Source organism: Anaeromassilibacillus sp. SJQ-5 (assembly GCF_054108045.1).
Window position 1 is genome coordinate 2172505 of sequence record NZ_JBPJWQ010000001.1, and the last position, 13958, is coordinate 2186462.

Genomic DNA, 13958 nt, shown 5'->3' on the forward strand with positions numbered 1-13958 from the left:
CCGCACCGAACCGGTACGAGGGCCGTTTTAACCGCGCGTCATGCGCATTGGGGGGGCTTGGGAACCACCCGCAGCCGCGGTGCTTCCACCGCCGCTCGCCGGGCCCGGGCGCGCCGGCGCGCCCGGCTTTTGGCCATGGCCGCGTCCCGCCGCAGGGCCGCCACGCAGCAGCCGATAATCACCAGCCGCATGGCGATCAGCAGGGCCGTGAGCGCCGGATACAGGCCCGGCCGCAGCAGGCCGGCCGCCAGCAGCTCCACTGCCGCCGTCGCCAGCGGCACCAGGGCCAGCTTACGGGTCTCGGCACATTTGGCTTTATTCACCATATACATAAACAGGATGGTCATGACCACCACATTCAAGCTGCTCCACAACATTTTTTCTTCCTCCGTTCGCGTTTGCTCAAGAACGCTTGTTCCGAACAAATGTTTACAATCCCATTATACCGCGTTTCTCTCAAATTGCAAGTCTTTTTTGAAAAACCACACTTTTCACGCATTTCTCTATATATAGATGTTTTTGTAATTTTCTATCTATATATTGTATGTCCACCTTGTGTCCGTCTGGCTTTCCTTCAACAATAAAAAGTATACGCTGTTACGTGTCCCATAAAACGGACTCTTAAAAATTATCGAACAAAAAAGCCGCCGGCGGCTGCCGGCGGCTTTTCCTGATAGGTTGAAAGAGTCGATTTCATGGGCGCGCGTCCGCCTCTTCCCGCTCCGCGGCCTCATACAGCCCGCAGAACACCGGCGGTTCCGTCTCTCCGTCGAGGCGGCGGCCCAGGACGTAACGATAATACAGATAAATCGGCACGGCCGACCAGCCATGGCAGAGGCTGCCCGCCCGCTCGAAATCCCAGGCGCCAGCGTCGGTTTCCCAGAAGCTGGTCGCCCCGGCGAACAGCATGCCGCCCCAAATCCGGGCGACATCCTCCATGACCCACCGGCCATACGCCTCGGGACGGCGCATAAGCGCCTCGTACTTGAAAATGCTGCAGCTCAGGGTGACAGGCACCAGGCCGTTTTGCGCGCTGGACAGGACTTCCAGCGCCCGATCCAGCCGCACCCCGTCCGCCGCGCCGGCGCACACCAGCAGCGCCTGGGTCAACTCGCAGAAATGGCGGCGGCCCGTATCAGTCAGATAGGTGGCGTAAGCGCCCCGTTCCTCCTCCCAGAAGGCAGCCATGGCGCGGTTCAGGGCATCCCTCTCCCGCCGGCAGCGGACGGCAGCATCCGTATCGCCCAGGCGGGCGTACAGCCCCGCCGCGTCGTTCAGCGCCAGGGACAGCATGGCGTTCAGAGGGGCGTCGTAGGTTTCCGGGATTTGATCCTCCCGGAAAATGGAGCCGCCGTCCAGCCCGTCGCGCCACTCGTAGAAATTCCACAGGCCGGGGGCGGTAAAGCAAGGGACCAGGCCGTTTTCGCCGCGCCGCCCCAGGAACAGGGACAGGATGCGCTCCGCCACGGGAAGCAGCTCCCGCCCGAAGGCGAGCTCCCCGCCCGCCTCCACGTGCTCGCACAGCGCGGTGACAAAGCTCAGGGAAAAGCAGGGAATGGTCACCCCCACCCGGGCCGGGGCGCACAGCTCGAGCAGTCCGTCCTCCCGCTGGCCCAGCGCCAAAAGGCGGAGACTGGACGCGGCGAATTCCTTATTCTGGAACACATAATAGCCGCAGAGCATCTGGTTGCGGGAATCCATGGCGTACAGCGCCTGTTCCCGCCAGGGACAGTCCTCGTAATGCTCGTGCATGCACAGCTCAAGCGTACGGCGGCTGACTTCGAAAATGCGGTTATGGAGAGCGTCCGCGCAGTGGAAGGCCGGGCGATAGTCCACCGGATAGACGGTGGGACACACGCCGGCGTAGTACAGCGTGGCGGCGTGGGCGTAAATATGCAGCTGCACATACCGGCAGCCGGCGCGTTTGAGGGCATGGGTGAAGGTCTGCCGGCCGGCCCGCGCCTCGTAGACGGCGGCGAACTGCCGCCCGCCGACACTGGTGCGCGCCCGCAGGTCGTCGAGATGCTCTCCGAAGCCGATGAGGATACGCGCGGGCTCCGGCAGCGCGATGTCCAGGTGAAGGAGCCCCGCCTCCTCCCGCTGCAGATCCACCAGCAGGTACAGCCCGTCCCCGGCCGGGTCAGCCAGCCGGAGGCCCTTTTCGACCGGCAGGCTGGCCGGCGTTTCCGGCAGGCCCCAGTCGCCGGGGGCGCGATAGGCCAGCGCCGCGCGCTGCATCCGCTCCCCGCAGGGGGCGGCAGGGGACAGCGGGTCGGTGAACACCCCCTGGGCCGTCAGCCGGCCGGGGCAGGGGGGCCGCCGCACCAGCGGCCGGTTGGGACGGGGAACCAGCACGGGGCGGGCGCCGGTTTCCCGGGCGGGGCCCCAATCCGGCCCCGGACGGTAATCCGCCGCCTGCCAGCCATCCCGTGCGGAGGCGTGATACCGGAAGGAAAAGGAGAGCTGACCGGAGAAGCGCTCCACCTCGCCGCTTTCGTATTCCCGCGACAAGCGGCAGAGCGTCCCCCCGCCGCTGGCGGCGACGACGGCCCCATCCGCCTCCACGGCGAAGATCACACCCGGCGTCCCCAGGCGGTATACCGAGCTGTCCTCTCCCTGGCAGTAGCCCAGGACGGCCAGCACATTTTCTCCGGGGTGAACCAGGGCGGTGATATCCATCGTGTCGTATGCCTTATACGCCGGATAATCGGCAAACTGGGAAGCGGGCAGCTCCCCGCCGTTGATAAACGCCGCGTAGCGGGAATCGGCGCTGATATGCAGGCGGACGCTCCCGACCGTTTCGGGAAGCGTGAACGCCTGCCGGAAATCGCCGTACTGATTGATTTGCTCCGGGAGAGGCAGCCAAATCCACCTCGCCCGATCCAAGCCATTACCCATACCGCACCTCACGTCCAAAATCCCGGCGTCAGCCGCCGGATAACTATGCGCCCCGGTTCCGGGCACTTATCCATAAACACCAGTTCCATGGCCGTCATGTCGGACACATCCGCTGGCTCCTTGCGCTCCGGCGCGAGATAGCAGCCGAAGAAGGCCCGCAGATCCACCCGGTATACCGCGCCCCGTGCGCCGGCCGCCAGGGGGGCGAACAGACGGCGTTCCTCCCCCTGCGCCACCGGCAGATAATAGCGCCGCCCCCGCAGCGTTTGTATCAGGATGCCGGCAAAGGCCTTGTCCCGCTCATCCGGATTGTCCACCGTCACATCCAGATAATCCACCGTATCCAAGCCGTGATACCGGCCGGCCAGCGCGATTTCCGGCGAAACGCCGGCCAGAAATCCGGTTTCCCAGCCGGTGCGGTAGTCGAGACGCACGCCGTCCTCCACCGCCACCACGGCTTCCGCCGTGCCGCAAAGGCTACCCGGTCTCCACAGCGGCTTATAGCCCGCGCCGCCCAGGGCGCATTCAAAGCAGCTTTCAAAGGCGTCCGTCCTGTCCGCGTCCAGCCATTCGCGGGGCTCGGTATACACAGGCGGCACCGTATCCCGGCGGCAGGGGACGGCGGGCACGCCGCCGCTGCCGTACAGGTTGGCGCGCTGGTTATACAGAGCGAAGGCATAGGTAAAACCGGCGGCCCGGCCAACGGCGGGATGGGTCACCTCCACCGTGTCGGGTGAGACGATGCGCGCCCCGGCTTCCAGGTGGACGCCGTTTTCGCCGCATAGGGTAAAGCCGCGCAGCGTCCCGTCCGGGCAGCGCAGCCCGGCGCCCACATCCCGGAAGCGGACAAGAGTCCGTCCGCCATCAAACGTCACGGCGGTCATGCGGGGCGCGAGGGCCCCGTCCTCCAGGCCGTAGACGGCGGTGCAGGCCACCGCCGCCGCCCGGGTTCCCACCGGGTATTTTTCAGAGGGGTGGATGGGATGGCCGTCCGCCGTCCCGTCGATCCGCCAGGTGAGAGGCAGATCGTACACCGGCACCTCCCATACGGCGTCCAGCGTCTCCACGGCGGCGGCGATGCCCTCGTTGAGATGGGGGACGGCCAAAGGCTCGAACTGATAGTTTTCCGCGGCGATGTCCACCACGATGCAGGGAAGCGGGGCGCCGAACAGCGCCCGCCAGGTCGTCACCAGCGCCGTCAGGGCGCGGGTGTAGAACGCGGCCTCTTCCTCGCTGCCCGCGCTGCTTTCCCCCTGCAGCCAGACCAGGCCGCGCAGGGATACGCCGCGCAGAGGCGCGATGCGCTCGTTATACAAACCGCTCAGCTGCGTGTAATTCCGGCCGCCCATGGTGTTGAACTGAGATTCCGACACATAGCGTTCGGCGCGGCGCAGGTGGTCGGCCAAAAGCGGATCCGCCTCCACCGTGTCTCGGGACAGCCAGGCTTCGATGGTCGTCCCTCCCGCCGCGGTGCAAATCATCCCCACCGGCACGCCGAGACGGGCGAGGAGGGCGGCCGCCATAAAGAAGGCCACGCCGGACATGTTCCCGGCATTTTCCATCGAATCCGCCGCCCGCCAGCCGGCGGCAGACAGCTCCTCCAGCGGATGGACGGCGCGCGCCACCTCCCCGCCGTCGGCGGCGTCCGCCGGCTTGGCGCAGTTCAGGTACCGGATATAGGGGGAATACAGAGCATCCGCCCTGTCCCTATCCGCGCAGCTGCGCAGCACAAACTCCATATTGGACTGGCCGGAGGCCAGCCACACCTCACCAAACAGCAGGCCGTGACAGGAAGCCGTCTCCCCCTCCCCCTCGCACAGCAGCGCGTAGGAGGCGTAGGATCCGGGGCGGCCTTGCAGCGCGGCGGAAAAGCGCCCATCCGCCGCCGTGCAGACGACCCGTTCCAGCTCCTCCCCGTCCTCCTCGCGCATCAGGCGCACGGTGATCGTCCGTGCCGTTTGTACCCTTCCCGTTACCGTAAAGGGGGCGCCCTGCTGAATCACCGCGCCGTCTTGCCAATAGCCGTGCAGCTGCATATCCATTTCCTCTTTCATTCCGCCGCGAACGGCTTATTCGCCGCTTTGCAGCACGATTTGATCGAAGGCGTGTTCGAGCGCGTCTCCGATGGCCCCATACAGCGTGGACTCGTCGCCCAGCTTGGACCATATCAGGCGGGGCGGGAACGTAGGCTGTACCCGGCTTAAAAAATCCCGCACGATATCCAAATAATAATCGCCGAATTTACGGGCGAGGCCGCCGAGGATGACCACCTCGACATCCAGAAAATCGATGAGGTTCTTGAGGGCGCAGGCAAACTTGACCGCCGCCTCCTCGACCACCTCCATGCAGAGCTTGTCGCGCAGGCGGAAAGCGTCGAGAATGCGCTCAAGCGTGACGTCCTCGTCCTTTTTCGCCCAGTTGAGCAGAATGCTGTGCTGGCCGGCGGCCAGCCGGTGCCGCACGTTCTGCCGGATGGCGAAACAGCTGACGATGCTGTCCAGCCCCAGCTGATCGGGCAGCGTATTCTGGCGGTACCGCTCGTAGGCCTCCTGAGGGTCCATCAGCCAGAGGCCGATTTCCCCCGAAAAGCCGCGAGCGCCCTCAAACAGCCGCCCGTCCAGAATCATGCCGGAGCCGATGCCGTAATCCAGCGCGATATAAAGCATATTGCGGCAGCCGCCGCCCGCGCCGAACAGGTTTTCCCCCATGGTGGCCAGATTCACGTCGTTTTTGACCAGGACGTCGACCCCGAACGCCTCCTGGAAAATGGTGTGCAGATTCAGCTTTGTGCAGTCCTCAAAGCGCGGGGCGTACAGGAAATACCCGGTCTGGCGATCGATGTCGCCGGGGGTGCCGATGCTGATGGCCAGCAGCCGCTCGCGCATCTGGTGCCGCTCGAGCATCTCCCCCAGCAGGGCGATCGTCTGCTCGAGGTGGCTCATATTCAGGCGGCTTTCCCCCGGCACGGTGCCGTAATCGATCATATCCGCCTTCATATTGGAAATGGCGATCCGGATATCCGTGCTACTGAAATCCACGGCGGCCACGCAGCCGTATTGGCGGTTAATGCCCACCAGGCTCGGGCGGCGGCCCACGTTGGTGGCCACCGTGCCGGTTTCGATCAGCACGTTCCGGCCGATGAGGTCGTCCACATTTTTGGAAATACTGGGAGCGCTGAGCGACAGCATGCGTGCCAGCTCGCTGCGCGAGAGCAAATCATGCTGCCTGAGCTGCGTCAGGATCAGACGATGATTGGCGTTTTTCACATCGCGCTGTTTGCTGCCCACTGCTTTCACCATGGTTCCCCTCACATTCTGTACATGTATCATAACAATTCCCGTTGCAAAACCGCGGAATGGCAGTTTTGCGTTTATTATAGCACAAGCGCTTCGGAAAGGAAATGCTTTCCTGAAACTCTCGAAATTTGCGGACAGCCGGGGAAACGGCAGGCGTAGCGCCTCGTCTCCCCGGCCATGCGGTTTTCTTATGCTTTCTTAAAGAGCCGGCCTTTTTTCCAGAGAATGAGAACCGTGACGCCGCCGCCGAGGACGAGAACGGCCGCCACAATGCCCACAATCAGACCCACGGGCGCGCCGGCTTTACCGTCCGCGGGGACGGCGGAACTCTCGTCCGCGCCGCCGCCGGCGTTCAGGCTGATGGTATAGGTTTTCACGGTTTCCCCGCCCTTGGTGACCAGCAGCTTCATGGCGTCGGTCACGGCGGTGTCTTCATCCTCCACGGCGGCGCCGTCGGCGTCGACGACCTGCAGGGCGTAGCCGTCGCTGAGTTTGAAGCTGACAAGAAGATCCTTGACCTTCAGATTCTTGGTCAGGGTCACGGCGCCGAAGGTGTTATCGACGGTGACATCCTTATAGATGGATTTGATAAAGCCGCCGTCCTCGCTGCCGCTGGCGGTGGTCTGCGTATCGGGCTCGGACACATCGCTCTGCGCGGGCTCGGTGCTGCCGCCGGGGGTGGTCGCGGCGGTCGCGCCGCCGGGCTTAGTGGTGCCGCCGGGCTTGGTCGTGTTTCCGGAGGCGGTCGGCTTATCGGGCGCCTTGGTGGGTGCCTGGGTTTTTCCGGTGGTGGGGGTGGCGCCGGCCTCGTATTCGGTGATCACTACGTCGTCCACCGCGCCGTCAAACAAGCAGGCGTTGATGCTCAGCGCGCCGGCGTTGGCGTTCTTTTTATATTCCCAGTCACCGATGAGCTCGTTGTTGACGTAGCTTTTAAAGGAGGATCCGCTGACCTCCAGGCGCCAGGTCACAAAGCCGGACACATCGCCGCGATAGGCGGCGTCCGTCTTGTTGCTCAGCGTGGCGGGCGGCGATCCGGTATAGCCGCGGTAAGCCTGGGACGCGATGCTCTTGTCGGGCTGGAATCGCAGGGTCACCATGTTGTTGTTGCAGCCGTTGTACCGGTCGTTGACGTCCTTGCGAAACGACACGCCCAGCCAGCCGTCCTTGAACTGGTTGGCTTTGACCTTGAGCGTGATGGTGAAATCCAGCATGTTGACGCCTTTGGCGCCGATGTAGAAGAACGATCCGGTCTTGGAGATGTTTTCGATGGCCATAGCGCCGCCTTTGATTTGTGCAACCCCTTCGCATTCGGTATCCTTACGGTCGGGATCGTTGTCGATGGCGGGATTGGTCCATTTGTCAAATTTCCCGGAGGAAAAATCGTCGCTGAACACGGTTTTGGCCGCCGCGCCGGCCGTCATGGCGGCGCAGGAGGCGCCAATCAGCAGCGCGCTGACACAGGAGACTAGTTTTTTCAGCATAATCGGTTCACCCGTTTCCCTTCTTCACTTAACTTATGAAAGCGTGACCAGAGCGCCCTCGCCGGCCTTCAGCGTCAGGCTCAGCGAGCTGCCGGAAAAAGTGGTTTTGGCCCCGTCGATTACCCGGCTGCCGCTGACCGATTTCTCGAACCGCAGCGTGACGGTGCCGCTTTGCGTGATGGAGTTGTTGACAACATAAAACGCATTTTTGCCGCCGTAGTCGAAGCAGCCGGTCAGGAAAGCGGCGCCCGAATGGCTGACGCCGGTCAGCGCACCGTATTTTGTCAGTGTATCGGCGGCGGGAATCGAGGGATCGGGAGAGGTGCCGGTGACGATGACGCCTTTGCTCACGCTGTTCATCAGCACGTCGTCCACCGCCGCAATTTGCCGGTTGGCTTTCTGGCCATAGGCGTAAATTTCCGTTTTGTTTCCGTTTTTATCGATGAAGTTGCCCTGGAAGATGTCGTCCTCAATCGGCGTGAAATAGCAGAAATACTGGATGCCCTTGGCGCCGTAGGCGAGCGACGTATTGACCTGCCAGAGGATTTCCGCCTCGTTCGGCCGCCGGGTCAGGCTGTTGAAGGAGCAGGCCTGGATGAACACCCAATAGGGGATGTTGTTTTTCAGCCCGAGCTTACGGAAGGTGGACAGCTCGTTGAAATACCCCGTTTGGATGAAATCCTTCTTCTCTGTCAGGGCGTAATAGTCATACGAAAGGAATTTCGGCTTGACGGTTTTGATGTACGCGTCCAGGTACTGCTCAAAGGTTATGCTGCCGCTGGTCTGGGTGGTGGCAGCGCCGTACTGCAGCTGAGCCGGCGTGGAGTAGGAGGGAAGCAGGTTGATGTAAAAATACTTATCCGGCAGCAGCTTCTGGAAAATCGGGTGGGCGTCGCCAAAACGCTCAAAGCTGTTGACACCCGGCTCGTCCTGCACCTTAAGGCCGGCAAAGGCGGGATGCTTGGCGTATTTCTCCAGGGCGGCCCGCATCAGTTCCTCGTCGGGTTCGTTGGTATTGGAATCCCGCACCAGGTATTTGATGCCGTATTTCTGGCAGAGATCCAAGGATTTCTGCACATCATCCAGCTGATCGTTGGCCGTTTCGTACAGGCCGTAAATCAGGTTGATGCCCGAATCGCGGAGCATCTTGTACTGGGCGTCGTTGATAAAGCTGGGGTTGTTGTTTTTCACGCCCGCGCGCGGGGGCGCCACCCAGGCGCCGATCGGCATGATGTTTTTGCCCAGAGGGGGATAGCTGCCGTTGGTTATCGCGCCCGAGGAGGACGGGGCGCTCTCGCCGGAGGTGGGCTTGCCGGAAGGCGGCTTGGCGGAGGCCGTCGTTTTCGCCGTCGTCCGGCCGGGCTGCGTCGGGCCGGACGCGGCAGATGTTGGGGAAGAAGGGTCGGTTTCCCCGGAAGAGGAGACGGCTCCCGCCGATTCCTCCGGCCAGGTTTCCCGGCTGTCCACCAGCTCCCGGCCCTCGGAGGCCGTGGAGGAGGCCGGCGTCGTCCGCCCACCGCAGCCCGCCGCCAGCGCGAAAATCAGCACGGCGGCCAGCAGAGCGGGAAGGCGCCGCTTTCTTGTTGCTCGCATGGTTTCCTGCCTTTCCGGGACGGACCGGCCGTCCCCGTTGTCACATGGTCTAGGTAAGCGATGAGGGTATCCCGTATGCGGAGCGCCAGCGTCCATTTGGCGGTTACCCGCTGAAGGAACTTGCGCGGGATATCTTCAGCCTAGCCTTTGAGGCCGCCCGCCACAGTGTTCTCGATGATGGTGTTGGAGAAAATCGCGTACACAATCAGCACCGGCACGGTGGCGATAATCATGGCGGCGAACAGCTTGGGCCAGTCGGCGGCGTAGGACTGCTCCTGCACCAGGTTATAGATGCCTACGGCCAGGGTCATTTTGCTTTTGTCCTGCAGGAACATATACGGGTTGAAATAATCGTTCCAGACATTGATGCCCTGGATGATGGCCACGGCGATGATGCCGGGGCGCGCCTGGGGCAGCATGATGCGCAAGAACACCTGCGCGTCCGACGCGCCGTCCACGAAGCCGGCCTCGGCGTAGCTCCAGGACACGCTTTTGAAGAAGCCGTATAGGAGAATGAAGTTGAAGCCGAAGCCGCCCGAATACAGCAGCACCAGACCGAGATGGGTATTGAACAGGTGGGTGCTTATCATGAACTTGTACAGGGCAGCAATGGTGCCGATGGAGGGGATCAGCATGACCACGATGGCCATGGTATACAGCAGCTTGGACAGCTTGAACTTATATTTGGCGATCACATAAGAGGCCATGGAAGCCGTAAGAATGCTCGCAAGGGTCCCCAGAAGCGTCAGCTTGATGGAATTGCCGAAATACACCAGCAGATTCATCTGATCCCAAACATTCACATAGTTACTCAGCAGCGGCTTTTCCGGCAGGCTCCAGATATCCTTAAAAAAGTCCATGTTGGTTTTCAGCGAGTTAAGCAGCATCCATACGAAGGGGAAAATCAGGGTGAGCATATACAGGAAAAACAACGCGGACACCACTGCGAAAATGCCTTTGTGCAGCCGGGACGTTTTCAAGCCAAACACCTCATTCTAGTCAGAAATACCCGGAAGCCGGGCGCGTTGCAACAGGGAAGAGCATGCAACGCGCCCTTGAAAACCGTGGGCACATGAGTTATGGCCCGCATTTCGCGCCGACAGACGCGAAACCGTACTTTTTCTCACTTCCTGCGTATATTTACGCGTTGTGCAACAGTCCTGAGACCTCCCGCCCGCGGGGGATCAGCCCCGGGCTTTTTTGGTCAGAATCAGCGCGCCGGCAGCCAGGGCGGTCAGCGCCAGAGCGGCGAAGGGAAGGGCCGCACCGGTGGCCGGGGCCTCGCTGTCGGATCCGGCCGGCGTGGTGGCGGTGGTCGGGGCGGTGGTGGCGTCCGACTCGGCGGAGGGGGAGGTCGTCGGGTCGGCGGGCTTCGCGGCTACCTCCAGCGGCACGGACACGAACACCACGTTGTTTTTGGAAAGCCCCAGGGACATGCCGGTGGCCAGCGCGGCGTTTTCATCGGTAACCACCTGGCCGTCCGCGTCCAGGACGACGGGCGTCACGGTCGCGTCCTCGCAGGTCACGGCCGCCGTCAGCGCTTTCACCGTGCGCAGGGAGTCCTTGTAGGCCACGGAAATCTTGCCGTTCGCCTCGGTGACAGCCGTGTCGGAAAAGGCGTATTTGCCGGAGTTTTCCTTGAGATCGAGCTTCTGGGGAACGACGGAGTCAATCCGCAGGTTATCAATGGCGAAATCGGCGGCAGCCCCCTGCGAGAGGAAGCCGATATAGCCCGCGCTTTCCACGCCGACCCAGGAGGAATGCTCCACGTACAGCATCCAGTCGGGATCGGTGTTCAGCTTATAGTACATCCGCATGGCCGTTTTATCGCCGGCCTTGTCGAACACCAGACGGATGTTCAGGAACTGGCCTTCTTCCATGTTCGCCACATCGTAGCCGGGGCGCCACCAGCACTGGGCGCCGGCGTTCGCCGCATCGGTGTCCAGGCCGCTTCCGGGCGTATAGAGCAGCTGCCCGCCGCCCGTTACCGGGTCGCCGACATTATAGACGGTGGGGGCCAGGGCGATGCGGGTGGTGCCGGCCGTCCAATAGTTGGAGGGATTGCCAACGTCGGTCAGGCCGACCATCACCGCCAGAGCGGTGGACGTTTCCCCCTGCTTGAAATCGAAGGACAGCGCGTAGCTGTCGCCGAGGGCTTCGGGAAGCTTTACGAAAACGCCGGTGCCGTCGACATTGTTCTTGAAAACCAGCTGCCCGTCCTTGACACCGACGGCGGCCTCGTCGGCCGTGGAGGTATAGGTGTCGCCCAGGGTATCGCGCTCAAAATCGTCGGAAAATACCGTCGCGCCTTCTGCCGCGGCCCCAAAGCCGGACAGCGCCATGGTCGCCAGAACCGCCAGAGACGCGCCAAGGGAAAAAACCTGCTTTTTCATAACGAATCTCCTTTTTCTAATATTCCACATCCGAACCGATGCGATCGACCAGGGATTTGATAAGCAGAACCACCAGAATGCCCATGATGGAGAACATCACGCCGACCGTCGCCGCCCAGTTGAACTGTCCCGTTTCCGTCTGGGAAACCACATACAGCCCGATGGTGGAGGAGCTGAAGTTTGGCCCTCCGGCGGTGAGCAGCTTGGGCTGCATGAAAATGGTGAAGGCGGAGGTAGTGCCGGTGACAAAGAGCGTCGAGATGGTGGGCCAGGTCATGGGGATGACCACACGGGTCAGCTCCGTCCACAGCCCCATCCCCTCCAGCCGGCCGTATTCGATAACATCCTCCGGGATGCGCCCCATCGCGCCGCCCAGCAGCACCACGTTGAAGCCGATACCGGCCCAGACGCAGTACAGAAACACCATCGGCATGGCGGTGCCAGGATCGCCGAGCCAGGTGCGCTGCAGGGATTCCAGCCCCATTTTTCCCAGCAAATCGTTGACCACGCCGAAGGTGCTGTCGAACATGAAGGAAAAGCACATGGTCATGATCACGATGGAGATAATGGAGGGGATAAAGAACACCACCCGGTACATCCGCGAAAAGGGCACCTTTTTAAACAGGAAGAACGCCGCGAGAATGGACAGGGGCAGCAGAATAAAGTTGGTGACCGGGATGAACCAGAGGGAGTTGGTGAAGGAACGGCGCAGCGCGTAGGATTGGCCCAGCTCCTCGAAGAAGCGCTTGAACCAATACAGGCCGGAAAACTCGGTCTGCCCCGTGGAAAAATTGAAGCGCTGGAAGCACAGGGCGATGGTGTCGAAATTGATGTACAGGGTGAACACCAGCATGTGCAGCACCGGGTACAGCAGCATGCAGGCGATAAAAATATTCCGTTTAACTTTGCTGTTCACGTTCGCTCCACACCTTTACTCTTAGTCCAGTCCCAGTTCCTTTTTGGTCGCGTCCCATTTACTCTTGGCGAACGCATAGTCGTTGCTGAAGGTTTCGGCGGCGGTTTCATCCCCGATCTGAATCCGGGAGTAGGGCGTACCAGCCGCCGGCCAATAGTAATACTTCATGAAATAGATGGGGCTCTCAGAATACATGTACACCTTGTTGGCCTTGCTCCACAGGTCGAGGATATTGTTGCTGAAATCGCTTAGACCGGTGATGGAGGCGATGTCGTAGGTGAACGGGCGGGGGGATCCCGTCTTTTCGGTATAGAGCTTCAGCATGTCGTCGCGGGCCATGAATTTCAGGAAATCCTTAGCCACCTCCACGTTTTTCGCTTTCTTGGGGATGAAAATCATATCCTGAGAGGTACAGACAGACACGTCGGTCATCTTCGCGCCGTCCAGCGCGGGGGTCAGCATCATTTTCATCTTGAAGCCTTCGGGAATGGAATTTTTCATTTCGGTTTCCATCCACGCGCCCATGGGAATCATAGCGGCCTTGCCCTGCAGGAACGCCATCTGGGACTGGATGTGATCCATGCCCATGGCGCCGTCTACATAATTGGTTTTGTCTTTAATGATTTTTTCGAAAACTTCCAGCGCCTTGAGACGGCCCTGCTGGTTGTACACCTCGGGAGAATCCATCTTGAGGAAGGTCTGCATGCCGTCCATGCCCTCGGCCTGGGCCCACCAGGCCAGCACCGGGAAATCCCAATAGCTGATGACCTTGCCGCCAAAAGAGAAGGGGGTGACGCCTTTCGCCTTCATCTGCTCCATCAGCGTGAACATCTCGCTGACGGTTTTCGGCTCGGACCAGCCGTTCTGGGCAAACAGGGTCTCGTTGTAGATGATGCCGTTGCAAACGTCCGTCCACGGAACCATCCAGTATTTGCCGCCGTATTTGCCGACGTTGCGATCCGCCTCGATGATTTTATCCGCCATTGCGGTGCCGTTCACATCGGCGGCGTACACGTCCGACAAATCTTCGAGATACCCTTTGGCCGCCCATTGCTGCCAGTTGGTGGCCAGGATCATGGCGATGTCCGGCAGATTGGCGCCCGACTCCAGGCGGGGACCGATTTTCAGGGTCATGTCCGCGTCGCCTTCCAAATCAAAGGTGACATTGGGATGCTCCTTCGTATACGCCGCCGTAATGGCTTTCAGCCACTCGTCGCCATACCCGCCTTTAAAGAAGGAAATTTTCAGCACCGTTTTTTCGCCGTCCCCGCCGCCGCTTTGCCCGGAACCGCCCGAGCAGCCGGTCAGCCCCGCGGCGCCCATCAGCAGCGCGGCACCCGCCGCGGCCATACGCAGCCATCTTTTCATTGCCCGTACC

Annotated in this window: 10 protein-coding genes; all 10 read right to left on the reverse strand. The window is 61.5% G+C overall.

All coding sequences use genetic code 11. The features are described from left to right. Positions 1-38 precede the first annotated feature (38 nt). Entirely contained in the window at positions 39-377 is a 339-nt protein-coding gene (locus tag ACSAMM_RS09285; protein WP_457791148.1) for a hypothetical protein, read from the reverse strand. A 316-nt stretch (positions 378-693) separates the two neighbouring features. After that, positions 694-2898, reverse strand: coding sequence for an alpha-L-rhamnosidase-related protein (locus ACSAMM_RS09290; protein WP_178723460.1), 2205 nt, complete (start codon positions 2896-2898; stop codon positions 694-696). A gap of 8 nt (positions 2899-2906) precedes the next feature. Continuing rightward, positions 2907-4934, reverse strand: a complete 2028-nt coding sequence (locus ACSAMM_RS09295) for a sialate O-acetylesterase (RefSeq protein ID WP_457791149.1) — start codon at positions 4932-4934, stop codon at positions 2907-2909. 33 nt (positions 4935-4967) lie between these two features. Then, positions 4968-6197, reverse strand: a complete 1230-nt coding sequence (locus ACSAMM_RS09300) for an ROK family protein (RefSeq protein ID WP_457791150.1) — start codon at positions 6195-6197, stop codon at positions 4968-4970. A 185-nt stretch (positions 6198-6382) separates the two neighbouring features. Continuing rightward, positions 6383-7678, reverse strand: coding sequence for a hypothetical protein (locus tag ACSAMM_RS09305; protein ID WP_178723454.1), 1296 nt, complete (start codon positions 7676-7678; stop codon positions 6383-6385). Between the two features lie 33 nt (positions 7679-7711). After that, positions 7712-9271 carry a hypothetical protein gene (locus ACSAMM_RS09310; RefSeq protein WP_457791151.1) on the reverse strand — a complete coding sequence of 520 codons (1560 nt, stop codon included), beginning with the start codon at positions 9269-9271 and terminating at the stop codon, positions 7712-7714. A gap of 140 nt (positions 9272-9411) precedes the next feature. Further along, positions 9412-10251 carry an ABC transporter permease subunit gene (locus ACSAMM_RS09315; protein WP_178723450.1) on the reverse strand — a complete coding sequence of 280 codons (840 nt, stop codon included), beginning with the start codon at positions 10249-10251 and terminating at the stop codon, positions 9412-9414. Positions 10252-10455: 204 nt separating this feature from the next. Beyond that, the gene (locus ACSAMM_RS09320) at positions 10456-11664 is read right to left on the reverse strand and encodes a hypothetical protein (RefSeq protein WP_457791152.1); all 1209 of its coding nucleotides are present in this window, start codon (positions 11662-11664) and stop codon (positions 10456-10458) included. Between the two features lie 16 nt (positions 11665-11680). Continuing rightward, positions 11681-12580 (reverse strand): ABC transporter permease subunit, encoded by a 900-nt coding sequence (locus tag ACSAMM_RS09325; protein WP_178723446.1) that lies wholly within the window; start codon positions 12578-12580, stop codon positions 11681-11683. A gap of 21 nt (positions 12581-12601) precedes the next feature. After that, positions 12602-13948: an extracellular solute-binding protein gene (locus ACSAMM_RS09330; RefSeq protein WP_178723444.1), complete on the reverse strand. Its 1347-nt coding sequence runs from the start codon at positions 13946-13948 to the stop codon at positions 12602-12604. Between the last annotated feature and the right edge of the window lie 10 nt (positions 13949-13958).

Bases quoted from the DNA above. Each gene is read 5' to 3' on its own strand.
- ACSAMM_RS09285 (WP_457791148.1), bottom strand. From the start codon at position 377: ATGTTGTGGAGCAGCTTGAATGTGGTGGTCATGACCATCCTGTTTATG.
- ACSAMM_RS09290 (WP_178723460.1), bottom strand. From the start codon at position 2,898: ATGGGTAATGGCTTGGATCGGGCGAGGTGGATTTGGCTGCCTCTCCCG.
- ACSAMM_RS09295 (WP_457791149.1), bottom strand. From the start codon at position 4,934: ATGCAGCTGCACGGCTATTGGCAAGACGGCGCGGTGATTCAGCAGGGC.
- ACSAMM_RS09300 (WP_457791150.1), bottom strand. From the start codon at position 6,197: ATGGTGAAAGCAGTGGGCAGCAAACAGCGCGATGTGAAAAACGCCAAT.
- ACSAMM_RS09305 (WP_178723454.1), bottom strand. From the start codon at position 7,678: ATGCTGAAAAAACTAGTCTCCTGTGTCAGCGCGCTGCTGATTGGCGCC.
- ACSAMM_RS09310 (WP_457791151.1), bottom strand. From the start codon at position 9,271: ATGCGAGCAACAAGAAAGCGGCGCCTTCCCGCTCTGCTGGCCGCCGTG.
- ACSAMM_RS09320 (WP_457791152.1), bottom strand. From the start codon at position 11,664: ATGAAAAAGCAGGTTTTTTCCCTTGGCGCGTCTCTGGCGGTTCTGGCG.
- ACSAMM_RS09330 (WP_178723444.1), bottom strand. From the start codon at position 13,948: ATGAAAAGATGGCTGCGTATGGCCGCGGCGGGTGCCGCGCTGCTGATG.